Here is a 24090-nt window from a genome sequence, read left to right as displayed (position 1 = left end):
GCGCGACGAGACCAGGAAATAGCGCGTCGGTGCGCACGTTGCCGGCAACATGGGCGTCATAGGACGTGCCAGGCCCGCGCTCCGTCCAGTCGGCGTTGGGGAGGATCGGCAGCAGCAGCACCCGGCAGCCGCGCGCCTGAAGGAAAGCGACGATCAGCTTCAGGTCGACCCACATTTGGGGGTTGGTGTGGTCGCCGTATTCGTTGGGGACGCCGCTGTAGAAGTAGTTGTTGCCGATCCAGACGACGGCCGTCCGGCCGGCGACCGACAGGGCGAAGTCGGGAACGAACGTCACCGGCCCGTCGAACGTGATCGCAGCCTGCCCCGGCTCCTGGGTGACGCGATAGGCAAAGCTCCCACCGTTCGGAGCAGAGACCGTCACGCGGCGGCTGACGCCGTTACGCGCGACAAGGCCGCTCATGCTCATGCCGGTGGTGAGGCCCGCATCCCCGGTGGTGAGGAACGCGGCCGGGTTGTTGCCGTCGATCGGGGCGCCGTTGATTTGCGAGACAGCGACCGAGCCGCTCGCGGGGAGCGCGCCCGCCAGCGTCAGCACGATCGGCTTGGCGCCGCTGCGGTATACCATGCGCGCGTCGGACGAATAGCGCGCGACACTGGTGAAGGGCTGGCCGTAGCGAGCCGCCAGTTGCTGCGTCCAGCGATCGGTGACGTCGGTGGGATCGGAGAGGCTGTTGCCGATGAAGGCGAACGGCTGCTCGAGCGAGTAGCTCGGGAAATCCATTCGCCGCGCCTGGCCGTCGAGCGTAATCGCGCGGCCGCCCCAGGAGACGACGTGGGACGTCGGCTGCCCTGCCGTTGCCCATTCCACATAGCCGCGCGGGTTGGCCGCGCTGGAGAGCGCGACCGCACGCGGCGAGAGGATCTTGACCGCAACGGCCGCAGAATCTGCTTCCCGCAGAGCGTCGAGGGTGCCCAGCAGGCCATAGACCTTCTCCTGGGACAAGCCGCCGTGCATCAAGTCGAGGCGGGACAATTCCTCCTCGGTGCGCAAGCCCACCCATGCGCCCGGCGCGAACAGGTCGGAGCGCCATTCGAACGTCCGCTCCGCTTCCAACACATGCACCCGCATGCCCGCGCCGCGCTGATCGAGCGGGATGCCCTCGCGCGCCCCATAGGTAGCAACTGCGCGGTAGCTGGTGCTGGCGATCGCCTCGGTGCGCCGCGCCGCTGCGACGGTTTCAATGCGCGCTTCCTCTACGCCCTCGCGCAGCCCGCCGATCAGGTCCGCGCCGTCAATCACGACCGTCGCGCCGCCGTCCTTAGCGATCGTCAGGGTTACGCCCGCATCTGGAGACGCCGCGCGCACCGCGGAACGCGAACCGTAGCCTGACACACGGCTCGCGGGCGCGCTGTCCGAACGATAGGGGTGCGCGGGCAGGACAACGCGCCCGCTGAGCCGCGTGCGGCCTCCCATCACGAGCGCATATTCGAACTCGGCCGGATCGCCGACTTCACCGAAGTAGGGCAGCCCCTGCAGGGTCCCGCGATGCATCCGGATCCGGACGTCGCTTACCTGGGTGCCGTCCACGACCGAGACGCCGCGGAACTGGACGCCCTCCGTTTCATAGTCCGCGCCGCCGAGGTTGGGCACGACCTTACCGAGCGCGATGATTGCGGGCCCAGGCACGTCCCCGCCGAGACGTACTTCCATCGCCAAAGCGGTATTCGTCAGGTCGACGCCGACGACCCGGATCGGATATTCATAATAGTCGTCGTTCCGCCAGATCGTCAGATCGTGGCGAGCCGTGATGGGCTTCGTCATGAAGGGTGCTCCGGTCAGGTGTTCAGGCGACGCAGGCGGGCGGTGATCGTGTAGCTGCTGAGCAGCGCCAGGGCCGGGGTCGTCATCGTCATGCGTCGGGCATCTGAGGCTGATACCCTCCGCCGCTTGATCCGTTGCCACCCCAGCCGCCCGGCGGGGTCGGGGCCGCCGGATAGGTGCCATCAGCGTTCGCCGTGGTGACCCAGCCCAGGAAGATGTTGTCGTTCGCCGCCATCGCGGCGGCGGCCGGAGAGGGATAGGTTTCGTAAAACCCTGCCGTGAGGTTCCAGAACACGCCGTACTGCGTGCCTGCGGTGAGGCCGGGGAGGCTCCCGTCGGGCAGGTCGATGATCCTGCCGTCATCCATGACGTTGCCCGCCATTGCCGTGATCGCGATAGCGTCCGCGGTGCTGTTGAGCGGGTAAGGGACGGCTTGCGCTACGAGCCGGTGGGCGGCGCGCTCATTCCGGCGCGAGCCGGCCACATCGTCGGCTTCATCCGGACCGGGGATGCGGATTGCCGGCGGAGAGTTGCCCGTCAGCCCCAGCGCAAAGGCGTGCTTGTTCGGGTTTTCGCTCACCAGCGTCAGCGACACCGTCATGGTTGCAGGATCGACCGTGCGGTTGATGATGACGAAGTCGCGGTCGGTGAACATCTCGCCGGCCTCCGGGATGTTCAGCGTGAGCATGTCGCCCGGGCCGTACTTCCGGAGCCGCGGCTTACAGACCAACTCGACTGGGCCAACCTCGCGCCCGCCGATCAGGTCATAGCCTGCAAGCTGGGCTGCCTGGTTCGGGTTCGTGACGAGGTTGTACTGCCGCTCTGCCGACTTCTCCTCGCCGTCCTCGGTGACGAACTGCGTGACCTGCACCGGCTCCTGGGTGGCGACGTATTCCCATTTCTGCGCCGGCTCCCGGTATTTCGGGATGATCGTGTTCAGCCGGTCGCGATAGCTCTGCATCGCCGGGAAGACGTTCTCACCATCCGCCAGGTCATCGACCGTGATCGTGTCGAGCGCCACGCGCGGGGCGTTGATGCGGAGGCCGAGCTGACCGTTGCGGAAGCACGGCTCGGCGCCGCCCGCCTGCAGGATCGACTTGAGGTTCGCCCACTTATCCCCCGGCTCGGAGATGACGCCGTTGCAGGTCCAGCCATTGTCGTCGCAGACGTTGGCGAGGTGGATGAAGTCCTCGATGATGATGCCGTCCAGCGAGAGCCCGATGCCGAACGTCTTCTTGTATTCGGCCGCCGTGTTGCTCTCGTCGCGCTCCCATGTGCCCAGCGCGTACCGCAGCGCGTGAAGGCCGGGGTTGCGGCTGTAGATCCATGTTGCCTTGGCAGCGGCGAACGCGGACCTGTTGGCAGGATCTGCCCAACGCTGCGAGCCGGCCCCACCGGGAAAGGTGCTGTCGAGCCGAGGGTCGTAGAGCTTGATGCCGCGCCACACAGCGCCGGTCTGCGGGAAGCCCGATCCAAACCGCTTGCCGTCCTTCGGAAAGCGCGCGTTCCAACCGATCGCCGCTTTGCCAGAGAGCTTGTAGGCAGCGCCCCAGTTCGGCGCGCCGGGCCAATGCGGCACTAACGCATCAGGCTCCGGCGTCAGGCCAAGCTGATAATCGCGATACAGTACGTTGTTGGAATAGTAGCCGAGTGCCTGGCCGGTGCCTCCGAAGCTGACCGGCGTGAAGTCCATGTAGGTGCCGACCAGCGCCTCATAGGGGCCGCCAACGCCATAGACGTCCACCGCCCACAGATAGCTGTTGGGGACGTCATTCTCGCTGCCGTAGCCGACCAGATGCACGCGGCTGCCGCCGTAGTAGCTCTCGCCCAGGATCATCGGCGAAGGCATGTTGGCGCCGATCGTGATGTCCGTGCTGGAGCCCTGCGCGGTAGGCTTCTTCACGGTCATCGAAGCGGCTGTGCTGGCCGCCACGGCGGCGACCGACGCTGCCTGTGCAATAGCCGAGAAGCTGCCGACGCCTGCGATACCCCAGCCAGCACCTGCGATTGCACCAGCGCCCGTCGCCGCGAGGGCAACCATGCCTGCGACCATCGCCACCTTGCCCAGCGTGCCGCTCATACGATCCTCCAGGCAGCGATGAGAGGGGCAATGGGTACGAGGTTTACGAGACCAGCCCGGCCGCCCTCGTGCCAGCCCAGCAGCTTGCCGCCGGCGGAGATCACGATCGCGTCGAATGGCTCGCCCGCGAGGAGCGCGACGTCGCCTACACGCATCTGCAATGGCGGGATCGGCGTCAGATGCTTGTTCAGCAGCCCCTTCAACGTCCGGTGGCCTGCCTTCCGCAACGCGCGTTTGGCCCCCAGCACGTCGGCGAATGCCGGGATCTCCGGCGGCGAATATCCGAAGGCCAGCATCTGCTCGCGCAGGAGGTGGAGACAGCTAACGCCCGCCGAGAAGTCGAGCGGCCGACCCCGGAACTTGTCAGCAGTTGCCTTGGTCGCAGCTGCGCGCTCGACCGGATTGAGGGGAGCGATCACAGACATCAGGCGGTGCCTCGCGGCTGCCCGGCAACACCCCAGGCTACAACCGTGGGAACGCCGATCGCGTTGTCCAGGCCGCGCTCGCCCGGGTAGATGCTGCGGTGAAACTCGCCCGACAGGACGTTGCCCTCATTCACCAGGAACAGCCGCTCGGCGCGGGAGACGATGTCGACTTCCAGCTGCCGCGAGCCGCGCGCCAGTTTCAGCCGGCTCACATCCACAACGCTGTCAAACATCAAATCCGGGGGGCCCGTCAGCGTGCCGGTGTCCCCGTCGACCTCGCCGATCCACATGCGGATCCGCGAACCCTGGAGCTCCGGAGCGTTGATGATCGAAGGGTCGGCATCAGGGGCAGGAGAGAACGTCAGCGTGCCCGCCGGCGCCTCGTCACCCACCCCCTCGTTGATAGGCTGGAAGCCGGAGATCGAGCCGAACACCGGATGGGACGAACGATACTGCTCGCCGTTGAACGACAGCGTGCCGCCATCGGCAAGGCGCACGTCTCCTGCCGGGGTGCTCCAGAGGAGGAACCCCGCAAGGATGATCCGCTGCGTCATGTCAGGCCTTTTCGCTGATCGTGAAGCTGAAGGAGGTGAAGCCGTCGGTCGCGCGCGGGATGCTGAAGTTGCCCTCGATCCAGCCCTCGATGCATGGGCGCACGAAGTCGGCCTTCACGCCGGCGGTGAGCGGCGCGCGGATCAGGTTCTGCGTCGTGATCGTGGCGGTGCCGGTTGCGCTCGCGATAATCCCGCTCTCGACCTGGTCGAGGTAGCGCTGCCCGTCGATAATAAGGTTGAACCACTGACCTTCGCGGATCGAGTACCCGGGCGTCAGGCCGGCCAGCGGGATCTGGCGACCGCTCGACACAGCCTCCGGCACGATAGGGCTCCCCGGCGCCCCGACACGAAAGCCGGGCTGGTGAATCATTACGATCCCGCCTTCCTTGCGCGCCCGAAGCAGCTTGGCCGACCAGCGCCGCCCGTCCGGCTCAATCTCCATCGACGGCGTCGAGACCTGTGCGGCGTAGCGGTCACCCATCCGTCCGAAGCGAGAGGTGGACCCGCCGAGCGCCGAAGGCATGAAGCCCCCGAAGTCGAGCGGCATGATCTCGTCGCCGTTTACCTCTAGCGCGGTGAGATCGACGCTCATTAGAGGCGCTGCCTTGCGCGACGTGCGTTCGCCATGTTTGCGCTGCGCACCGTCTCGACGGAGACGTTGCCCGAAATACCGGCCACTCGCTGGGTGAAGGTCGCCCCTTCCTCGCCCACAATCTGAATTATAGCCGGGGCAGCCTGGCCACCACGAAGGGCGCTGTTTGGATGGATCGTGCCGGCGCTGTCCGGGACAAACGCTTCCGTCCCGCTCTCGCCGACCGTGTACCAACTTCCCGGAGACACGCGGCCGCCAGATGCCTTGCCGCCCCCGTAGCTGAGCCCCCCGGCCGCTGCGAGATCCGCACTGAAGTCGACCCCACTGAAGGCGGAAGTGGCAGCCGTGGCGCCACCGAACAGGCCCTTGAGGAAGCCGCCACCCCCGAACAACGCACCCGCCATCGGCTTGATGATGCTCTGCTCGATCGCGATGCGGGCGATGCCGCTGACGATCGTGGACACGAACGATCCCGCCGCGCCCTTGAGCTTCAGGAACCCCGTGAGCGAGTCCGCCAGCTCATCGTTCAACCGCTGGAATGCGGAGACGGCGGTGTTCTCCATCGTCTCACCAAGCGCGGCCGCCGACCTGTTGAGATCGCGCATGTAGCCTTCTGCCGGACCTTCGGTGTCGCGCACCGCGCCCTCACGCAAGCGAGCGTAATCGGCGTCCAGGCGATCCTTTCGGGCCCGTGCATTCTCCCATTCGGCAGTCGTGCTCGCCTTGGTCGCGAGGATCAGCTCGATTTCCGCCTCCTCCTGCTTCCGCTGAAGGTCCAGGAGGCGCAGGCCGATGTCGCGACGCTCGGCCATGCTATCGGCTAAATCCATCCGATCACGAAGAGCCTCCTGCTCCGCGTTGCGGGCGTCGCTCTCCATGTCATACTGCTGCTGAGCGAGGGCATTGAAACGCTCGCGCTCCGCGATGCCCCTGCGCTGTTCGAGCTCGACGTCCTTCGCAGCCAGCAGCGTCGCCCGCTTAGCGTCGTTCAGACCTTCATCGAGCGCCACAGAGCGGGCAAAGGCGGCGCGCTCCTCCGCCAGACCCACCGTCGCCGCCTTGTAGCGACCGTCGATGCTCTCGGTCAGGTCGGCGCGTGCCTCCAGTTCAGCGACGCGGAGGCGGCCAAGCTCATCCTGATAGCTTGCCTCGTCACGGGCTGCGTCGCGCTCGCGGGTCTTCCGGCCACGCCGCGTCTTCTCGGGGTCTTCGATGTTGACGCTGCCGTTACCGGCGGCTTCGGCAGCCCGGATCCCTGCGTCGAGCTCGGCGTAGAGATCGGCCTGCTTCTGCTGGACCTCAACGAACTTTTGATATTCATCGTTCTTGGCTTTGGCGTTCATGCCTCCGCGAATGCGCAGGAACGTGCCGACCAGGCCGGTGGGTAGCTCGTTGGCTTTTTCCGCGGTTTGGATCGCAGTCATCGCGGCAGCCCGCGCAGCGGCCAACTGAGCGCGAGCATAGAGAAATGCGTCGCGCGCGGCGTCACGCTGCGCCTTGGCCGTCTTTAGGGCCTCCTCACGCACCTTTCCTTGAGCGGTGGCGAGGCGATCGAGAACACTGCGCGCCTCTTCCTGACGCTTTGTGAGATCGTCCTGCGCCTTCGACAAAGCCTCCGACTGCTTCGCCGTCTGCATCAGCAACGGCACAAGAATGGTGAGCAGCGTGATCGCAATTCCGATCGGACCGGCGAACGCGGCCATGCGCGCGCCGAGCAGCCCGAGCGCGGTCGATGCCCCGGCAGCGATTGCTAGCTGGCCGAGCAGACGGATCAGCACGCCGACCGGGTTGACCACAGCAGCAAAAGCAAGCGCGACAGGCCCGAGGCGCAGAAGCAGCAGAGGCAGCGCCACTTTCGCGATCATCGTTGTTGCGAGAACCAGAGGCCCGATGGAGGCGGCAAGCGCCCCAACAGACACGACTGCCGTGTAGAACCATGGAGGCATGTTCGCGAGCGCACCGACCACCGATGCGATTGCCTGCTTCACGGACGTGAAGATCGGCAGCAGCACAGAACCGAGCTTGATCGATAGTTTCTCGGTGGCGGCGGACAACTGCTCGCTTGCGGCGGCATCGCCCCTTAGCAGTTCCGCAAGCTTTTGATCGGCGGCGACACCGTCTATCTGCTGCTTGAGATCCGCAATTCCCTGCGAGCCTTGGTTCATCAGCGAGATGGCAGTGCGCATCGCGTCATTGCCGAATATGTCCGTTAGAACCTTGCTCCTGGAAACATCGCTTAGGTCCTTAAGTTTAGTATTTAGTTCGTCCGCCACCTCGGCCAGTGATTTGGCCCTTCCAGAGCTATCGTAAAACTCCAAGCCGAGTTGCTTTATGCGTTCCTTCGCTACATCGGAGTTTCCCGAAAGCGAGGTCATGAAGGTCTTGAACGCAGTGCCCGCGTCGGAGCCAGAACCGAACAGCGAGACGGTGGAAGCGAGGGCGACGTTGAAGTCGTCAAACTCGTAGCCCAAGCCACCCGCGACGCCGCCCGCTTGGGCTACCGCCAGCTGATAGTCGTTAAACGACAGCTTCGTCGCATCGAGCGCGCCGGCGACCTTGTTGGTGATGTCGGGTAGATCAGACGCTCGCTTGCCGAACTGCGCCAGAACATCGGTCGTCAGGTCGGCGGCAGAACTTAGGTCACTCTGCCCGACGACGGCCAGCTTGAGGGCGCTCTCCAAGCCTCCTCCCAGGATCTGGGCGGCGCTCATGCCGTTCTTTGCCAGCATCTCCACGGCACCTGCCGCTTCGATCGCGCTGCGGCCCATCGAGGGGCCTAGACGAAGCGCCGCCTCAGAAAGCTTGTTGATGTCCTCGGGAGAGGTGCTGAGCAGTGCCGCGCGGACACGGTTCATGCTCTGCTCAAACGAAGCCGCCGTATCCTTGGTCGACTTGCCGACGAGCCCAAGCGGGACCGTGAGGCCAACGGTCAACCCGACACCAGCCCGGCGGATCTTCTCGCCCATCTCGGCCACGCTCTCGCCGATCCGAACCATCGCGTGGTTGATTTCGCGAGCAGCGTTCTGGATCGCGCCTTCCATCGTCTTGGACGAGCGCTGGAATTCCTGCCCGGTGCGCTTTGCTTCCGCACGCGCGGTTGCCATGCCCGATTTGAAGGCTGCATCCTTGACGCCAATCGAAACAACCAGAGATGCGAGCAGTGCTTGCATGCGCGTTTCCTTGCTGGTGCAACGCTCCCGTGTTTGTCGGGAGGGAACAAATGGAAGCAGAAGGAGCGACCGGGAAAATCACGGTCACTGAGGGTTTGGTTACGATCCGCAGACGGAAACTTCTGGGTTCGACAGACGACACCCGCTCAATCCGGGTAGACGAAATCGCGGGTGTCGATTTTCGCCGGGCGAGCGCATGGGAGTCGGGCTATATCAAGCTTGTGACAAAGGGATCGTCGGGATCTTCGGACCTAACGCCCAAGGCATATGACCGCGAGGCCGTGTCGTTCCGCCTTGATCAGCAGTCTGCATTCTTGACGGTGCGGGCAGCTCTCATGGAGCGGATCACCGGGGAGCCGTTCGTTGACACCGAAGCTCCTACAGAAATGGGCAGGGGTTGTGCAATCGCACTGCTGGGCGCCGTTATCCTGTTCGTCGGATGGTTCCTGTACGTCACGCTATCCGCTTGATCGTCATCGGTACTCCCGCCGCCTGCACGTTCCGGAGTGCTGCCAGCTTGCCAGCATTCGTCTGCGGCTCGCGAGGCAGCATGTCCTTGGCGTAGTGCGAGAAGCTCTTCAGCTTTTCCTGCCGTGTGAACATCGCGCCTGCCCAGGCGGCAAACAGGACCCTCTCACGGTCTTGCTTCAGGGCGTCCGCTCGGCCCCGCATCGCGGCGCCGTAGGTGGCTTGGCACTGGTCCCAGAAGGTGGAGGCATCAAACCCCGCGGCTGTCCAACTGCGCTGAAGCGTCAGCCAGTCCGTTTTTGCCGCGGGGTCTTGGGCTTTTTTGCCGCACCGCCCTTCCCCGGTTCAGCGGCGGTGTCCTGAGTTGCACGGATGGCAGTCCCGACCACTTCCCCGAACGCCTGCTGCCCAAGGTCATCGGCGATGTCGCTGACGTCATCAAGTGACAGGCCCGGGTGATGCTTGCGCAGGCCATGCCAGGCGAGGTCGCGCAGATCCTTCATGCGGATCTCACGAGCGACAGCGGCGAGCTCTGAGGCATAGGCCTCCGGGTTCAGGAGCCATGCCGGATCAGCGCCCGGCATGACGTCCTGGATCACCGCGAAGAAGCCCTTGTCATAGGCTTCCTCGATCGAGCACTGGGCCGCGTTCCCGAAGAACATGGTCCAGCGTTCACCGCATGCGTCGAAGGTCTTTTCGCCCTTCATCAGTCGTCATCACCATCAGGGCCGGCGCCTTCGGTCGAATTGCCGGTGAAGCGGACGCTGACCGTTTGCGTCATGCGGTCGCCGATCGGAACAGCGCGGCCGCGGCTCTTGACGTAGAGGAAGCCGTCCACCTGCCAGGTGCCGTCACCCGCCGGGATGATCGTTCGGAAAGCGCGCACCTTGCCGGAGCTCTTGGCCTCAGTGATCAGCAGATCCGTAGCGCTGCCGGGGATGTAGTTGAGAGTAATCGTGCCATCACCCGGCTCGATCAGGCCCGGCTTGTATTCCTTGCGCCGCCCCGGCGACTTGAAGTGCGTGACCTCCACATCGTCGGCGGTTTCCTCGGCGAAGGGAATCTCCGTCACCTCGTCCAGTTCAACCAGCACGCCTTGAGCGTTCGCCAGCCAGAACTCCGAACCCCAGCCAATCTGGGCCTCGCTGTTGCCGTTCATGTCCATTCTGCTGCTCCTGATCAGCCGTTGTGCCAAAGCGTAATGTCGATGATCTCGCGGTAGAGTTCCTCGGTCTCCGTGCGCTCGAAGGTCGGCCGAATGCTGATGTCCTGCGCCCGCTGAAAACGGACGCCACCCGCTTCCGCAGGCCCAACCAGGGCGGCAAGCACCGCGTCGCGCAACTGGACGGCGGCAGCACGGGAAGCCGCCCAGCAGTTGACCTGCACCCGCGTTCCGCGCGTGGCGTAGAAGCCTTTGAAGTGCTGCGGTCGCGGATCGTTGATCGTCTCCAGCGTGATCGCGGACAGCGGTGCCCCCTGCTCCCGCCGATCCCAATCGACCCGCTGCTCCACCAGGGCGGTGACCTCCGGCGCGTCGAGAAGCCGGCGAGTGGTTGCGGTCTCGTAGCTCATGCGGCGAGCTTCACGATCTGGGCGGAAAGGCGCGTGACGACCAGGCCGGCCGCCGTCTCCGCCTTGTTGTCGAACGCCACGCGCGCGAACGGATGCGCCGCCACGCCCGCGCGGCCGTACTCGACCAGGAAGCCATACCAACCGTCAGGCCCGCCCCGCCCCGTCCGAGGTCCGATGTAGACGGTTAGACCGTCGCTCGGCAGGTTGCTCGCCTGCATTGTCTCGATGATGCTGTCATGCAGGTTGCCGCTGCGCCGCGGCACCAGGCGCCGCTCCTCGTCGCCGATGACCCGAGCGCCCGCCATCAACGCCGAAGCTATCTCGCGCAGCGGCACGCCCTGTTCCAGCGATGCGAGTTGCCGATCGAGCTTGTCGAAGCCGGCTACTGTGACCTCTGCGGTCCGCATCACTTCGCCTTCCGAACGACAGCGATGTCGAGTCCGACCCGGCGGCCGTACTCGACCACAGAGACGATCTCGTAGAGCGCACCGTCGTCGCGAGCAGGAAAGCGGACGCGATCCTTGACGCTCAGTCCGCCCGGCGCGTCGGGATCGAGCTTGCGCTGCCAAGGAATGCGAAACAGCGCGGGCGCCGTGGCGGCAATCTCCGCATTGGCGTAGCGCTCGCGGCCCGGCGACGGGATGTACTGCGCCCACGCCTTCGCGAGCACGGCCGGCTTTCCAGGCACGTTCTGGTAGCCGTCATGCGTCGCTTTTCCATCCCGCTCGATCCGGATGCGTCGATCGAGCAGACCTGCGTCGAGACCGGCCATCAGCTGTATACCCGGAAGGGCGCGAGCAGCTTCGCGACCGGCGTCGAAATGGCGGCCTTCTGGGCCGTAGCGGCCCCGCCCGCCTCGCCAGGGTTGCGGTACATATCGGCGACCATCATCAGGATGGCGACGCGGACGGGCGGTGGAACGGTGGCGTACCCCGCCCGGTACGTCACACGTACCGTCTCGGCCGCGCCTCGATAGGCGCGCGTCGTCGGCCAGCGCGTTCCCCAGCTGCTGCCCAGCTGATCGCCGCGCAGCTCATATGCGTCGCCATCCAACGTCTGCCAGGCGCCCTGCGCGTCCTGATACTCGGCCTTCTCGATCGACACGACGGGCGGATACGGCAGCCGCACCGGATCCTCCCGGAACAGATCTCCGTGCGCGACGAGCGTCTGCTCGCCGATCGCACGTCCCAGCCAGCCGTCCGGCCCGTCGATGTGCGCCGTCGCCGCCGCGATGTACCCCTCGATCAGCATATCCTGCTCGTCGTCGTCGAGGCGGAGGTGGCGCCTAGCCTCTTCCGCCGTGACCACCGGGACCGGCGGAGTGATGACGACGACGCGCATGGATCAGGCCTTGCTCTTGGCCGACGCCTTGGAAGGCGGCGCGTCGCCGCCATCCTGCTCACCCTCCGGCTTGGGGGCCGTCGCGGCGGCAAGGTCCGCCAGCAGGTTTTCTACCCGCGCCTGCGCCGCATCGTGCGCGTCGGTCAGTTCAGCGATCCGCCGGGCCGCCGCGGACTGCGCCGCTCCGGCGTCGATCGCGAGCTGCGTCACGCGGCCACGCAGTTCCTCGTTGGCATCTGCCAGTCGGGCGTTCTCCGCCTCCAGCTCGACGATCTTCCGGTCCGCACTGCCGGTGCCGGGCAGGACCGGCGCATCGCTCGGGATCACCCGCAGGCATCGCGCGGCGATCAGGCGCTCGGCCTGGTCCTCTTCGGGTTCGGGCAGGAACTCGTCGCCGACAGCAAATTCCTTGCCGCTGCGCACGTCAACGCAGCCGGCGATCACAAGATATCGCATGGTTCACCTATTCACTGAGAGGGGCGCCCCCGCAGCCGCCGGGGCAAAGGCGGACGATCAGGCCGGCAGACCGAGCCCGACGAACGGCGACACCTGCCATCCATTTTCTTCGCGAATCGGCGCGGTCAGCCACGGCTTGCCGTCGACGTTCCAGAAGATCTTGATGACGGTCTTGTTCTGCCGGAACAGCACGTGCTCGGAAGCCGCGACGAACGGGCCGGAGCCGTCCTTGATCAGGTACTGCGACCAGTCGATCAGGGTGATGTCGCCCTTCGTACCCAGCACCGGCGCGCGGTTGTTCCAGCGAACCGGATAGCCCAGCAGCGTGCCGGCGAAGCCATCACGCGCGTCGGGCTTCCAGATGTAGCGGCCTTCCGGATCCTGAAGCGTCGCGATCTGGGGCAGCGCCCCCTGCGGCATCGACCAGACCGGCGAGGTGCCACCACGCATCAGCAGGTGCGAGACCATGTCGACCAGGTCGAGATAGGTGACCTGCCCTGCGCCGCGCCGGTTTACATAGTACATGGCCGGCGAGTTGATCGCGCCCAGCGGCTTCCCGACGCCATTGCCCCGCAGGAACGCGAAGTCCTCCGCCTGCGAGACCGCCCCTCGCAGCAGGTTCTCCAAGAACTGGCTCGCTGCCGCCCAGTTGCGGAGCATCTTGTCGGTCACGACGATGGTGCCCGCGACTTCCTTTGGCTCCAGCGTGATCGAGCGGAGGTTGACGTCGGTCTCCGGCTTCTCACCGCCCTCCTCGATCCACTGCACCTCGACGCCGCCAAAGATGTTCGACGCACCTTCGCCGGTCTGGTCCAGCGCCGGAATGGTCAGCGCCGCGTCGGGCGGAGAGCCCGCAGGAATGACGTTCGCGCGCGGGCGCACCAACGTCTCTTGCGGTTCGACGCGCATGATCTCCTGCCGGAACTGGGTCGGCACCAGGAAGCCGCCACCCGTCTGATGCTCGTCCATCCGCAGCTCGGCGCCGATCTCGGTTCCGTCTTCCGCGTTATCGCCGACGCCTTCCACGTAGTTCAGCCGCTGATCGTTCGGATTGAACCGCACTGCCGACATGAACTCGCCCAGGCTCTCGAACTCTCGAGACGCATGCGGGCCCGGGGGAATGGTGGACACACGCGCACCGCGCGCAGCTGCGGTAACGACGACCGCACCTGCCGCTTCTGCCGCTTCCTGACTCGTGAGGCGACCGATGCGCTGGTCGAGCGCGTCGAGTTCCGCCTTCATCCCGTCGTAGGATGCGATCTCCTCCGCAGTCAGATCCCGATCCTCGCCCTCCGCCGAGGTGATGATGCCGCGCATGTCCGCGACGAGCTTGTTGCGCTTATCGCGCAGCGCCTGCAGGTTCATTGTCGTCTCCGTTCTGGTTCGCCGGCAGACACGTCCCTTCGTCGCCCGCGCCGGCGCGCGGACGGGGAATTTCGTTTCGTCTCAGAAGAGTTCAGCCGAGCGCGAGCGCCCGCCTCTCCCGCTCTCGCGGGAAGGTTCGCTCCGGGGACGGAGCGCCTGCACCGAACCGCGCCAGCGTCTCGGCCATCGTGGCGATCCTATCTGCCATGCCTTCGCGCACCGCCTGCTTCGCGCTGAGCATCCGCCCCTGGCCGAAGCCGTCGCGAACCGCAGCGGCGGTTACCCCGCGCCCGGCCGCCACGCGGTCGACGAACATGCCGTAGTACTCATCGATCCGACCCTGCATGTAGGCGCGGGTCTCGTCCGAGAGCGGCCCAAGCAGACCCTCACCCTTGAATTTGCCGGCGCTGATGATCTCCCGGGTGATACCCTGCTTCTCCATCGCCGCTGTCATATCGTCGTAGGCGGTGCGAACTCCGATCGCGCCCGCCGCCGAGCTGGGCGACATCACGATCTCATCGGCCGAGCAGCCGATCCAGTAGCCTGCACTCGCCAGGTTTCCCGTAACTTGCACCACGATCGGCTTGCGGCCTCGTACGGCGGCTACCGCGGCAGATGCTTCGTCGACGCCAAGCACGTTGCCGCCAGGCGTGTCCGCATCCACGATAATCGCTTTCACCCGATCGTCGGTCGCCACCTGATCAATCGCGCTCGCGAACCCTTCGGCCGTCGCCCCGCCACCGGTTGAGCTATTCGGCGTTAGGCTGACGCGCGGCGAGATGATGCCGCGCAACGGAACGACGGCAACGGCGCCTTCCCGACGCGCCAACGCATTCGCGGTGGCGGGCGAGATGCGCGCCTCGATCTCCTCAGCCCCGAACTTCACGCCGTCAGCCTGCATCGCGAGCAGGTCTACGATCGCCAGCAGCTTGCCGGGTTCCATTGCCCAGAACTCGGACGCGAACGCCGCCAGGATGTGCGGATACTTCATGCGGGTTCTCCAGCAGGTTCGCCCCGGATCGCGCGATCCAGCGTCTGCACGTTGTTGGACACGAAGTTGCGGTCGCCCTCCGCGCCGATGCCGTTCATATCTTCGAGGGCAAGGATCTGGTTGATCGTCATGCCCAGCTCGAACATCGATTTGTAAAAGGCCGACCGCGCCGCCATGTCGCCGCGGAGGATCGCGTTCATGTTGAACTTCACGAACAGGCCGTTCGCCCGCTCGTCAGGCGTGAACAGTTTCCAGTTGTACTCCTGCTCGGTCGCCTCGACCCAGGGCGCCACCGTTTGACGGATGAAGCCGAGCATCAGCTGCTCAATGCCACTTCCCCAGCTCGTCGACTTCTCGTGGCTCTGCAACATCACCAACGGCACGTCGTACATGCGCGCGATCTCGGCGATCTGAAACTCCCGGGTCCCAAGGAACTGGGCATCCTCGGGCGGGATCGTCGTCTGGATGAACTTCATGCCCTCTTCGAGCACTTTCACCCGGTGCGCGTTGTCGAGACCGCCCTGCTTCTCCACTGCCGAGGCCGGGTTCTCCGCTGACGCCTTCTGTTCACCACCGGGCCCGCGGACGTTCTCCCGAGCCCGCGGGCTGAGCTTGCCCGGATGCATCAGGAAGCCACCACTCTTCATGTCGTTGGCGAAGAACTTGCCCCCGAACTCTTCCAGCGCCAGCGCCATGCCCATCGCTTGCCGCGCAATCGCGACCTGCGAATAACCGATGTACCCGTCGTGGCTCAGGTCCATTACGTGCGCGACGTTCTCGCAGTCGACTTCGAACGTACGGCCATCGATATTCGTTCGGTACACCAGGCGGTCACCGATGCGGTGCGGCCGCGTGTTCCCCGGTAGCAGCGGCCAGAGACCCACCGCTTCGCCACGTCCATTTCGCTCGATCTCCTGATACCCGTTGCCCCACAGCAAGGCATGGGCCTGGGTCGTCTTCCGTAGCGTCCGCGACGACATGAAGTCGTTCGGCCGCAGACCCAAGCGATCGGACATAGGATGCTCGGTGACCCGAACAGAGCCGCCTCCCGGAAGGCGCTGCCGGATCTCCAACGGAAAATTGGCGATCGGGTTCGCGATCCGATTCACACACGCATAGACTGCTGGCACGTAGATCGCCGTGTGTTCGGACACCGTCCGACCCGCGTTGGTCTTTCCACCGCCGATCCACCGCATGAACCAGCCATCTCGCGAGCCTGCGCTTGCCGACGGGCCATAGTGTTCCGAGGCCTCAACCTCGCCGGATGCCGGGGCGGTCGCGCCGGTCAGCGCGCGCCAAGCCTCGCCCATCCTGCCCATCAGAGATAGTCCACTTCGATTTCAAGGATGCCGCGCTCCTCGTAAACCGAGGGGCCTTCGGTTGCCTGCGGGTTGCGGCTCATCAGGTAGACCGCGTTGAAGAACGCGATCAGCGGGTCGATCTTGGCCTTGCCGGCAGTCTGCTTCGTGATCAGCACCGCGTTGCCGCGCTGCTCAATCCGGGCATTGCCGACACAGAATATCATCAGTGCCTGGTCAGCATGGTGCAGCGTTCCATCAGCAAGCTTTCGCTCGGCCGTCCACACGGCGCCGGAGAGCCGGAAGCCTTGCGCTACCGCGGTCATCATCTCCTCTGGCAATCCCTGCCGGACACACTCATCGATCAGAGCGCCGATACCTTGAGGGTCGAGCCCCACTGCGTAACTCTCCGGCAGAAGCCCCGCCTCATGCACGAGGATCAAAAGCGCCGCGACTTCCTCCAGATCCTGAGTCGGTCGTTCGCACCGGATGAGGTCGCCGTCGGCGACGAAGCCGTCCAGCTCCGCCGCAATCTCTTTACGCCGTTCCCACACGATCGGCTGCGCCCAGGCGCGGGACCACGACAGCCAGTGTTTGGTCTCGCGACACCGCCCGACAAACGTCGCGCCGAGCAGATCATCCAGACCGCCACCGTCGATGCCAGCGACCATCACTTCACACCGGACGATCATCTCGGCCAGGGTAATCGACTTGTCCGCTCGCCGCTCCCAATAGTCCGCGCCGATCCATCGGTCGGTATGCAGCGCCAAGCCGATCTGAACGTTCAGGTGCTGTGACGCCCAGCGCCGCTCTTCCTCCTCACCCTTGTCCCGCGCCGCCCTGTACTCCGCCGCGAGGCGCTCGATCGTGATCGAAAGTCCTGCGTTCGGCAGCACCATGTGCCAGTGTCGGGGGTCACGCCACGAACCGTTGCGCTGCATCGCCTCGGGAAACTCGTAGAGGAGCGGCAGGGTAGCCACTTCCTCCACGATCCGCCCGTCGCGGATACCGCGCGCATAATCGAGCTCCGACTTAAAAGCCCCTGCCGGCGGGCGGTCGGACTGCGTGGTGATGATCACCATGAAAGCTTCCGGATTGGCGATCATGCCGCCTCGAAGCTGGCCGATCACGCGCGCGGCGTCGGCCATGCTCGCCATCAGATGAAGCTCGTCCAGCAGAATGCCGGCAGGCTTCGATCCGGTGGCGACCTTCATGTCGAACGTCTTGATCTTCAACCGGGCCTTGGTCAGCCGATCTGTGATCGTCTTTGTGTGCTCGGCGACATGGAACCGCGTCCGCAGAAAGTCATCTGCGTCCACCATCCCGGCCGCCTGCTGGAAAGCTGTGTCTGCGACCTCCTGCGTCGGCCCGACCAGAACGAACTCCGCACGCGGGCGCTCGTTCATCAGCAGCGCCGTCATCATGATGGCGGCGCCACCCGTAGTCTTCGCGTTCTTCTTCGGCACTAGGGCGAAGATCTCGCGCAGGATGCGGGCCCTGGTATCGGGATCAAGGGTGCCGAAAAGCACCCTGACGATATCGCGCTGCCACTCGCCGGCCGCCTCCGCCAAGGTCGGCTGACCCGGCACGTCAGGCAGGCGCAGCTTATTGAAGATCGCAACTGCTCGCTCGGCCTCAGCTTGGTCGAGCAGGTCGCGCAACGCGTCCGGAATCAGTGAGCGCCCGGCGGCGAGCCGATCCGCCCAATCCGGGCAGGCGAAGATCGACCAGCCCGGCTCCGCCAGGCGGCGATCTAGTGCCTCAACAACGAGCCCCATTCACCACTCTTCGTCGCCTCCGCGGCGTCGGTTACAAGTTTCTCCTTCTTGCCCGGCTTTGGCTTGGTGACCGGCTTGGCCTTCCCCGGCACCATGCCCGTAACCATGTCGTGCCGGTCGAGCCGCTTGAAGAGCTTGTCCATCGCCGACACGTTCCCGGCGTCGACCTCGCGGGCCATCGCCGACAGGAGCTTCCCTTCGAGGCGGAGGCGCGCCTCCAGGCGGGAACGCAGCTCCCGAAAATAATGCTTCTTCAGCGTCGGTTCGCTGATCCCTAGCGCCGCCGCGATCTGAGCTTCGTTCTTGTCGAATGCAGCTAAGAGTATGACTTTGCGTCGGTTTTCGTCGGTCGGCGCATGTGGCGGCCGCCCGCGCTTGCCGAAGCCCTCCGGGATCGGGTCCCCCAGCAGGTCCAAATCCCAATCAGCCACAAAAAAATTCTCCGCGTGGGAGAGACAGCGGTCTAGAGGCCGCGTCCCTTGCAGGGTTTTCACCCCCCCCGGGGTCACCCGGCGCTCCGCCGTTCCTCGCGCTGTTTCCAGCTGTCGTGACACGACTTGCAGAGCGTCCAGAGGTTCTTGTCGTCCCAGAACAACGCCTCGTCGCCACGATGCGGGCGCTTGTGGTCCGCCACCAGTTGCGACGTGTCGGCTTCGATCACTCCGCAGCGCTGGCAGGTGAACAGGTCACGCACCAGCACCACCATGCGGAGCTTCTGCCATCGCGCCGTCTTGTACCACTTGCGCCAGGACTGCTGGTCGCGCTGCCGATCGTAGGTCTGCCGGTCGATTGGCGCACTGGCGATGCGGGGCCGCAGCTTACCGAGCCGCGGCTTGAGACTGCTCAACCGGGCCATGTTTGCACCAGGTCCAAATGCGAAGCACCCCGCCGGGCACGGGGCCAAGCGGGGCGCTTCGAGGTTCGGGAGGGGAAGCTGGACCGTACCCGAAGGCCCGTCCCAGTGTGACAAGAAATAGCCTCAAATCACGTGATAGACGAACAGGTAAAATCGCTTCTGCTGCACTTTCACCCCCTTGACACGAAACGCAGTGGATTTCCGCCATTCAGAGCGGCCGCAATGCGCGCAATCGACCGTCCGTACCGCATCCGCAGCCCGTCAGAGCCGCGATCAAGCCCCATCGGGCCCAACAACCGGCGCCACTGCACCTCGCGCTGGCCGCGCGCCAGCTGCGCAATAGCGAGCCCCAGCAGCTTGCGGTCAGTCGGGTCGATTGCCAGCGTCCACCCGAACGCTTCCTCCATCTCTGCCACGTCGCGCCGCGTCAGCGCAGCGGGGCGGATCGATACGTCGGAGCTGCTGTGGTCCCCGCCGCGCGCGTCATAGTCCCACTGCTCGCGGGTGATCTCCGGCCAGTGCGAGCGGACGCGCAGCCACCCGCGCTCCCGATCCGCGTCGCGCCAGCACGTCAGCATCGCCTCGACGAGCCGATCCTGCACGTCTTCGGCCGTCCAGCCATGCGGAAGGGTCTGCCCTTCCATCGGAACCCCCACGTCGTTGCCCTGCCCTTCCATCATTGTGTCTCCATAAGTGGCGGATTTCCGCCGTTTGTCGTGTTTGGTGATGGTCTGTTCAGACCATCTGGAAGGGTTGGAAGGGAATATCAGGGTATTCCATGTGCGCGCATGCGCGCACCTGCGCATGCATGTGTGGCAAAGGGGAACGAAGCTATTCCATCCCTTCCAAAGCCGCAGAAAACCGCCAAAAACGCCCTTCCAACCCGCCTTCCACTTGGAAGGCCCTGCCCTTCCATTCGGCCCTAGATCGGCGGATAGTCGTCGTAATCGGGTCCGGGATCGCCGCCGCTCGCACTAGTCTCGGTGAAGTCTTCCACGGTCTTCACCATGCGCAGGTTGAGCCACTGGACGCCGTTAGAGGTCTTCTTCTCAAAGCCTCGGTCCTCCATCGCCTTGGTGAAGCCGACCTGTTGCCACTCTGCCGCGCCGTTGGCCTTCACCCACGCGGAGTATAGCGCGAACAGCACCGACGATTTCGAGCGTGCGCCCTCCTCCACGGCCGTACATTCCGCCAGGAAGCGCCCTAGCTGGTCCGATTGCTCGCGATACTTCGCCGTTGCCGACAACACCTCCTCGGGCGTCGCTAGCCCGTTCGCCCGCCAGTCCAGCAATCCCGCTATCAACCGGTTGAGCACGCCCGACGCCTCGCCGCGCAACTTCTCCGGCAGCGTGGCATCCACCTGGTCCTTCGCGATCTGCACCGCCCAGGGCACCAGCAGCATCCGTCGCCAGATGCCATCATCGTGCCCGGTGATTTTCGGCTTGTGGTTGCCCTGCACCGATAGCTTGAAGCTGGGCAGGAAGGTGAAGAACCCCTTGTTCAGGTGGCGCGCGTCGATCGGCTCCCCACCCGTAACCAGCTTGATCAGCGCCTCGGCGAGCTTCGCCCCCTTCTCGGGTTCGGAGGTCCGGAGGAAGCGCACGCCGGGCAACCGCGCCAGATCCGGCGTGGCCTCCCCGCCTTTGCGACCGCGCCCCTGGTCGAGGAACGTCTCGATCGCGATGGTCGCGCCATAGTCGCCGGCGATCGTGCCCCACAGGTCGTTCAGCGTCGACTTGCCGTTCCGGCCCATGCCGTAGTGGAAGACCAGCTTCTGCTCGCCGATGTCCCCCGTCAGCGACAGCCCGCCCCATTGCGCCAGGAACCGCCGCATGCCGACCTCCGGCTGCACCGTTTCGAGGAACCGGTCGTAGATCGGGCACTCCGCTTTCGGATCATAAATTACGTTGGCGAGCTTGCTGATCAGATCCGCCGGACGATGCCTGTGCAACCGAATCGCGAACCCGTCACCCCGCTGCTCGATGCGCAGCGTGCCGTTGAGGACGTTGATCGCCATTCGGTCGACGTCCATCGCGTCCGCGCGGATCGCCACGTCCCCGAACGCCTTGGCCAAGTTGGCCACGCTGCCGATCCGCTGCGCGCCCTCGCTCGACTTGGCATGCGCACGCAGCTCGTCCGCAAGGTAAATCGCGACCGCATTGTCGCCGGATCCTTTCCAGCGCAGGAAGCGGTTCAGCCGTGTCCTGTTGAGGGCGATCTCGCTGTCGCTTGCATCGGACCCAAGGTCCTCCGGCACGCCGCTCGCCTCGATCGCGTCGGCCTCATTGCCGATCGCCCGCACAGTGTCGAACACGGCCAAGGTGACCTTGCCCGGCACCTTGTCCTTCTCTTCGGACAGCAACTCCCAACGCCGGCCGTCCCACACGAACCAGCCCAGTTCGTTGCAGAAGCGGAAACGCCAGCCATGCCGCGCCCGAAACCGCTCCGCATTGCCAAGGTCCGTCATCGCGAACAGACCACACTTCCGGTCCAGATCGTCGTTGCGATCCGGCGTGATGCGCCCCCCACCCCCCGGAGTGGCGGAAGTCTCGGCGCCGGTTCCACTATGGAAGCCCGTCACGCCGGCATCGGCGCCGGGTGCGGGCGCATGGCCGCCGAAGTCCTCGGCATAGGCGGAAAGCGGCGGCGCCTCCCGGTCCTCAATCGAAGATTGATCTGCGGAGCGGTCGCTGTCGCGCCCGCGTGCCGTTCGCGCGCCTACGGCGCTGAGGTCGTGAGGCCGCTCCTTGCCGCCCTCAATGCCGCGCTGGATCGCATCGACATGCCGATCGAAAGCGGCGGGATCGAACCCGCGCACCACCTCGACCAAGACTTGCCGCACCAGCGTCTCGGACAGCACCCCGGTGGCCACGAACCCGCCCAGGTTATACGCAGCCGCATAGGCCGCCTTGTTGCGGCCGCCGTGCTTGCCGCCGCCCCGCGGCGTCGCCGCCAGCTCGGCTGCGGTGCGATCGAGCGCCGCCATCGCATACTTCCGATGCGAAGCGTCGAGATCCGGCTGAAACATCGCCGAACTAGACGGCCCTGCCGATGGGCCATGCGAAACTGTCCGGCCCGCAGCCGGCGCACGCAGCACCCGCTCCAAGGACGCCGGCAGGGTGACGATCTGCGCGTCGGCATCGCCCCGCAACCAGCGATAGGGGCCCGCCGCATTCCTCCCGTCACCGTCGCAATGGCTCGGCGGCACGATCACATAGCCGCCGAGCCCACGCACATCGACGTGCTGCGGCAGGCTGCCCTTGTTCCCGATCGGCTCACCGTCCGGCATCCGGTAATAGACGTGGACACCGCCCGATGGCGTGCGCACCGCAAGGCTGACCGGCAGCGGTTCGCCGATCATCTCTTCCACCGCCGCCTTCAGCTCTTCCAGCGTCCATTCACGCGTGGTGACCTCGCCGGTCTCCTCGTCGTGCACCTCGTCGACGCGCGGATCGAAGTCGATCACGATCAGGCCAGCGACACCTACCGACACCCCAATCATCGCTTGGGGCCACTTGCCCCACCAGGCGCGGATCTGGGCCTCATCGCAGGTCGCCTTGCTGACGCCACCGGTGCCGTTGATCGGCTTGCCGTCGGCATCGCGGTCGCGCGCCACTAGCGGCGTCTTGTTGCTCCGCCGACACGGGAACACCGGCCAGCCACGACGCGCGAAATGGAGCGCCGCCTCCAGTTGCGACGACGCCGTTGAAATCATGCTCACGATCAAGCCCTCAGAAAATGGGGACAGGCGGGCTGGCGCGGCCTGTCAGCGCGACGTGGCGCTCAGTCAGAAGGGCACGTCATGGTCCAGATCGTCGGCAAACCCGCCGCTACCGCCAGCCCCGCCGCCGCCGCCAGGCGTGTCGCCATAGCTGGAATAATCATGGCGCCCGGGATCGCCCTCGCGCTTGTCGAGCATTTTCAGCGCGCCGTTGAAGGCGCCGATCACGACCTCGGTCGTGTACCGGTCCTGCCCCTGCTGGTCCTGCCATTTGCGGGTGCGAAGCTGACCCTCGACATAGACCTTGCTGCCCTTGCGCAGGAACCGCTCGGCGACCTCGGCCACCGCTTCGTTCATGACCGCGACCGAATGCCACTCGGTCCGCTCCTTGCGCTCGCCGCTCGCCCGATCCTTCCAGTGCTCCGACGTTGCGAGGCGGAAGTTCACCACCTTGCCCCCGTTCTGGAAGCTCCGCGATTCAGGATCTCGGCCGAGATGCCCGATCAGGATCACCTTGTTGACGCTGCTCACGCGAACATCTCCTTCAGCGCCGCAATCTTCTTCTCAGCGGCCTCAGCACGCGCGAGCGCCGCGGCCAGCTCCTCGGCACTGGCCGCGCCGGCCGCCTTCGCCTCTGCGTCCTCGGCACGCTTCAGTAGCCCGGTGAACAAGGCGTCGAGCGAGCCACCGGCGTCCTTCAACGCCTCACCAAGTGAGAGCGACGGGCCGGGTGGCGGCGCGGATCGAGTCGTCGTGGCTTTGGCCATGATCGGTTCCTTGTTAGGTACAGGCGCTTGTTCCTGCTGAGTTGGGCCTCCGGCTCGTCGAGCCCCTACGATCAGCGCTGCAAGGCGTTCGACTTCCGGATCGGCGCGCCGCACGGTCCGAGGTAGCCGCTCGACAGAGGAAGTTCGGAACGGCTTCACAACGCTCTCAGGCAGTAAGATCTCACGGTCCCGTCCGGCGCCTCGGATCTGGATCGACTTTGCATCTGCCAAATCGGCAAGCAGGGTACGGGCGATCTCTTCGCTGCCGAACCCAAACCGCTCCATGATCGCGGCATCGGTTGGCATTGCGGAGCCGGCATCTGCGCAGTCGTGGATCCACTCCAGCATCAGCCGCTTGTTGAGCGTGCTGTGCTTCATGATACGTCCGCCACACCGCCCGCCGCGGCATACAGATCGACCAGCGCGTCCAGCTCGATCCGCTTCTCGCGGTCAGTCCCACGACGTTTCAGCACCGCCCGCATCGCCGTGGTGTCGAAACCCATCGACTTAGCTTCGGCAAACACGTCCTTGATGTCGTCGCTGATGCCCTTGTGCTCTTTCTTCAGCCGCTCGATCCGCTCGAAATAGAGCCGCAGCTGCTCGCGCGTGCTGTTGTCTCCAATCCCGCGGGCCGGATCGCCGCCATCTTCCTTCGGCGCATCCGGGGCGCGATAGACGATCGCGCCCCCAGCCCGCCGCACACCCACCCAGCCGGCGGCGATCAGCGCCTTGGTCATGGACTTGTGCGTCGGCCGGCCGGAGCGGATCGTCGCCGGGAGACCCTGCTCGACTTCCTCGAGCGTGATCTCCTCGCGGCCGACCAGCATCGCACCGACAGCAGCGGCCACCTGAACGGCAAGGGATCGGTCAGCA

26 protein-coding genes are annotated in these 24090 nt (G+C 65.5%); 1 reads left to right on the top strand and 25 read right to left on the bottom strand.

What is annotated here, in order from left to right; genetic code table 11:
- The 6 genes from QP045_RS11920 to QP045_RS11895 form a co-directional block, all read right to left on the bottom strand.
- A partial coding sequence (locus QP045_RS11920; RefSeq protein WP_422515201.1) for a hypothetical protein occupies positions 1-1783 on the bottom strand: 1783 nt, incomplete at its 3' end.
- 88 nt (positions 1784-1871) lie between these two features.
- Positions 1872-3863, bottom strand: a complete 1992-nt coding sequence (locus QP045_RS11915; RefSeq protein ID WP_422515200.1) for a phage tail protein — start codon at positions 3861-3863, stop codon at positions 1872-1874.
- Positions 3860-4288, bottom strand: a complete 429-nt coding sequence (locus tag QP045_RS11910; protein ID WP_422515199.1) for a DUF6950 family protein — start codon at positions 4286-4288, stop codon at positions 3860-3862. The genes QP045_RS11915 and QP045_RS11910 overlap by 4 nt, the downstream gene beginning before the upstream one ends.
- A complete protein-coding gene (locus QP045_RS11905; RefSeq protein WP_422515198.1) occupies positions 4288-4842 on the bottom strand; it encodes a hypothetical protein in 555 nt (184 codons plus the stop codon). Before QP045_RS11905 ends, QP045_RS11910 begins: the two co-directional genes overlap by 1 nt.
- A 1-nt stretch (position 4843) precedes the next feature.
- Positions 4844-5434, bottom strand: coding sequence for a hypothetical protein (locus tag QP045_RS11900; protein WP_422515197.1), 591 nt, complete (start codon positions 5432-5434; stop codon positions 4844-4846).
- Entirely contained in the window at positions 5434-8604 is a 3171-nt protein-coding gene (locus tag QP045_RS11895; RefSeq protein ID WP_422515196.1) for a phage tail tape measure protein, read from the bottom strand. The genes QP045_RS11900 and QP045_RS11895 overlap by 1 nt, the downstream gene beginning before the upstream one ends.
- A 50-nt stretch (positions 8605-8654) precedes the next feature.
- Between QP045_RS11895 and QP045_RS11890 the strand changes: the two genes are divergently transcribed.
- Complete coding sequence (locus QP045_RS11890) at positions 8655-9074, top strand: DUF4429 domain-containing protein (protein WP_422515195.1); 420 nt, start codon at positions 8655-8657, stop codon at positions 9072-9074.
- Here QP045_RS11890 and QP045_RS11885 read toward each other — a convergent pair.
- The 19 genes from QP045_RS11885 to QP045_RS11795 form a co-directional block, all read right to left on the bottom strand.
- Positions 9058-9276, bottom strand: a complete 219-nt coding sequence (locus tag QP045_RS11885; protein ID WP_422515194.1) for a hypothetical protein — start codon at positions 9274-9276, stop codon at positions 9058-9060. The genes QP045_RS11890 and QP045_RS11885 overlap by 17 nt on opposite strands.
- Before the next feature lie 80 nt (positions 9277-9356).
- The gene (locus QP045_RS11880) at positions 9357-9779 is read right to left on the bottom strand and encodes a hypothetical protein (RefSeq protein WP_422515193.1); all 423 of its coding nucleotides are present in this window, start codon (positions 9777-9779) and stop codon (positions 9357-9359) included.
- Complete coding sequence (locus QP045_RS11875; RefSeq protein ID WP_422515192.1) at positions 9779-10237, bottom strand: phage tail tube protein; 459 nt, start codon at positions 10235-10237, stop codon at positions 9779-9781. The genes QP045_RS11880 and QP045_RS11875 overlap by 1 nt, the downstream gene beginning before the upstream one ends.
- Before the next feature lie 14 nt (positions 10238-10251).
- On the bottom strand, positions 10252-10644 hold the full coding sequence (gene gp17, locus QP045_RS11870) for a tail completion protein gp17 (RefSeq protein ID WP_422515191.1): 393 nt from the start codon (positions 10642-10644) through the stop codon (positions 10252-10254).
- Positions 10641-11051, bottom strand: a complete 411-nt coding sequence (locus tag QP045_RS11865; protein WP_422515190.1) for an HK97-gp10 family putative phage morphogenesis protein — start codon at positions 11049-11051, stop codon at positions 10641-10643. Before QP045_RS11865 ends, gp17 begins: the two co-directional genes overlap by 4 nt.
- Complete coding sequence (locus QP045_RS11860; RefSeq protein ID WP_422515189.1) at positions 11051-11416, bottom strand: head-tail adaptor protein; 366 nt, start codon at positions 11414-11416, stop codon at positions 11051-11053. Before QP045_RS11860 ends, QP045_RS11865 begins: the two co-directional genes overlap by 1 nt.
- Positions 11416-11985, bottom strand: coding sequence for a head-tail connector protein (locus QP045_RS11855; protein ID WP_422515188.1), 570 nt, complete (start codon positions 11983-11985; stop codon positions 11416-11418). The genes QP045_RS11860 and QP045_RS11855 overlap by 1 nt, the downstream gene beginning before the upstream one ends.
- 3 nt (positions 11986-11988) lie before the next feature.
- Entirely contained in the window at positions 11989-12441 is a 453-nt protein-coding gene (locus QP045_RS11850) for a hypothetical protein (RefSeq protein WP_422515187.1), read from the bottom strand.
- Between the two features lie 57 nt (positions 12442-12498).
- Positions 12499-13806, bottom strand: a complete 1308-nt coding sequence (locus QP045_RS11845; protein WP_422515186.1) for a phage major capsid protein — start codon at positions 13804-13806, stop codon at positions 12499-12501.
- Between the two features lie 91 nt (positions 13807-13897).
- Positions 13898-14797: a S49 family peptidase gene (locus QP045_RS11840; protein ID WP_422515185.1), complete on the bottom strand. Its 900-nt coding sequence runs from the start codon at positions 14795-14797 to the stop codon at positions 13898-13900.
- Entirely contained in the window at positions 14794-16107 is a 1314-nt protein-coding gene (locus tag QP045_RS11835; RefSeq protein WP_422515184.1) for a phage portal protein, read from the bottom strand. Before QP045_RS11835 ends, QP045_RS11840 begins: the two co-directional genes overlap by 4 nt.
- 8 nt (positions 16108-16115) lie before the next feature.
- Positions 16116-17756 carry a terminase large subunit gene (locus QP045_RS11830; protein WP_422515183.1) on the bottom strand — a complete coding sequence of 547 codons (1641 nt, stop codon included), beginning with the start codon at positions 17754-17756 and terminating at the stop codon, positions 16116-16118.
- 92 nt (positions 17757-17848) lie between these two features.
- Positions 17849-18304 (bottom strand): hypothetical protein, encoded by a 456-nt coding sequence (locus tag QP045_RS11825; RefSeq protein WP_422515182.1) that lies wholly within the window; start codon positions 18302-18304, stop codon positions 17849-17851.
- A 74-nt stretch (positions 18305-18378) separates the two neighbouring features.
- Positions 18379-18729, bottom strand: a complete 351-nt coding sequence (locus QP045_RS11820; protein WP_422515181.1) for an HNH endonuclease — start codon at positions 18727-18729, stop codon at positions 18379-18381.
- Between the two features lie 170 nt (positions 18730-18899).
- A complete protein-coding gene (locus QP045_RS11815) occupies positions 18900-19409 on the bottom strand; it encodes a hypothetical protein (RefSeq protein ID WP_422515180.1) in 510 nt (169 codons plus the stop codon).
- 242 nt (positions 19410-19651) lie between these two features.
- Positions 19652-22444, bottom strand: a complete 2793-nt coding sequence (locus QP045_RS11810; protein WP_422515207.1) for a phage/plasmid primase, P4 family — start codon at positions 22442-22444, stop codon at positions 19652-19654.
- Between the two features lie 72 nt (positions 22445-22516).
- Complete coding sequence (ssb, locus tag QP045_RS11805; RefSeq protein WP_422515179.1) at positions 22517-22981, bottom strand: single-stranded DNA-binding protein; 465 nt, start codon at positions 22979-22981, stop codon at positions 22517-22519.
- Positions 22978-23595, bottom strand: a complete 618-nt coding sequence (locus tag QP045_RS11800) for a hypothetical protein (RefSeq protein ID WP_422515178.1) — start codon at positions 23593-23595, stop codon at positions 22978-22980. The genes ssb and QP045_RS11800 overlap by 4 nt, the downstream gene beginning before the upstream one ends.
- Positions 23592-24044, bottom strand: coding sequence for a DUF2312 domain-containing protein (locus QP045_RS11795; RefSeq protein WP_422515177.1), 453 nt, complete (start codon positions 24042-24044; stop codon positions 23592-23594). Before QP045_RS11795 ends, QP045_RS11800 begins: the two co-directional genes overlap by 4 nt.
- Positions 24045-24090 lie beyond the last annotated feature (46 nt).

Origin of the sequence: Sphingomonas sp. 3-13AW (assembly GCF_049311085.1) — a bacterium.
In the GTDB taxonomy this organism is placed as follows: Bacteria; Pseudomonadota; Alphaproteobacteria; order Sphingomonadales; family Sphingomonadaceae; genus Sphingomonas.
This window is presented reverse-complemented; position numbering and strand designations above follow the sequence as displayed.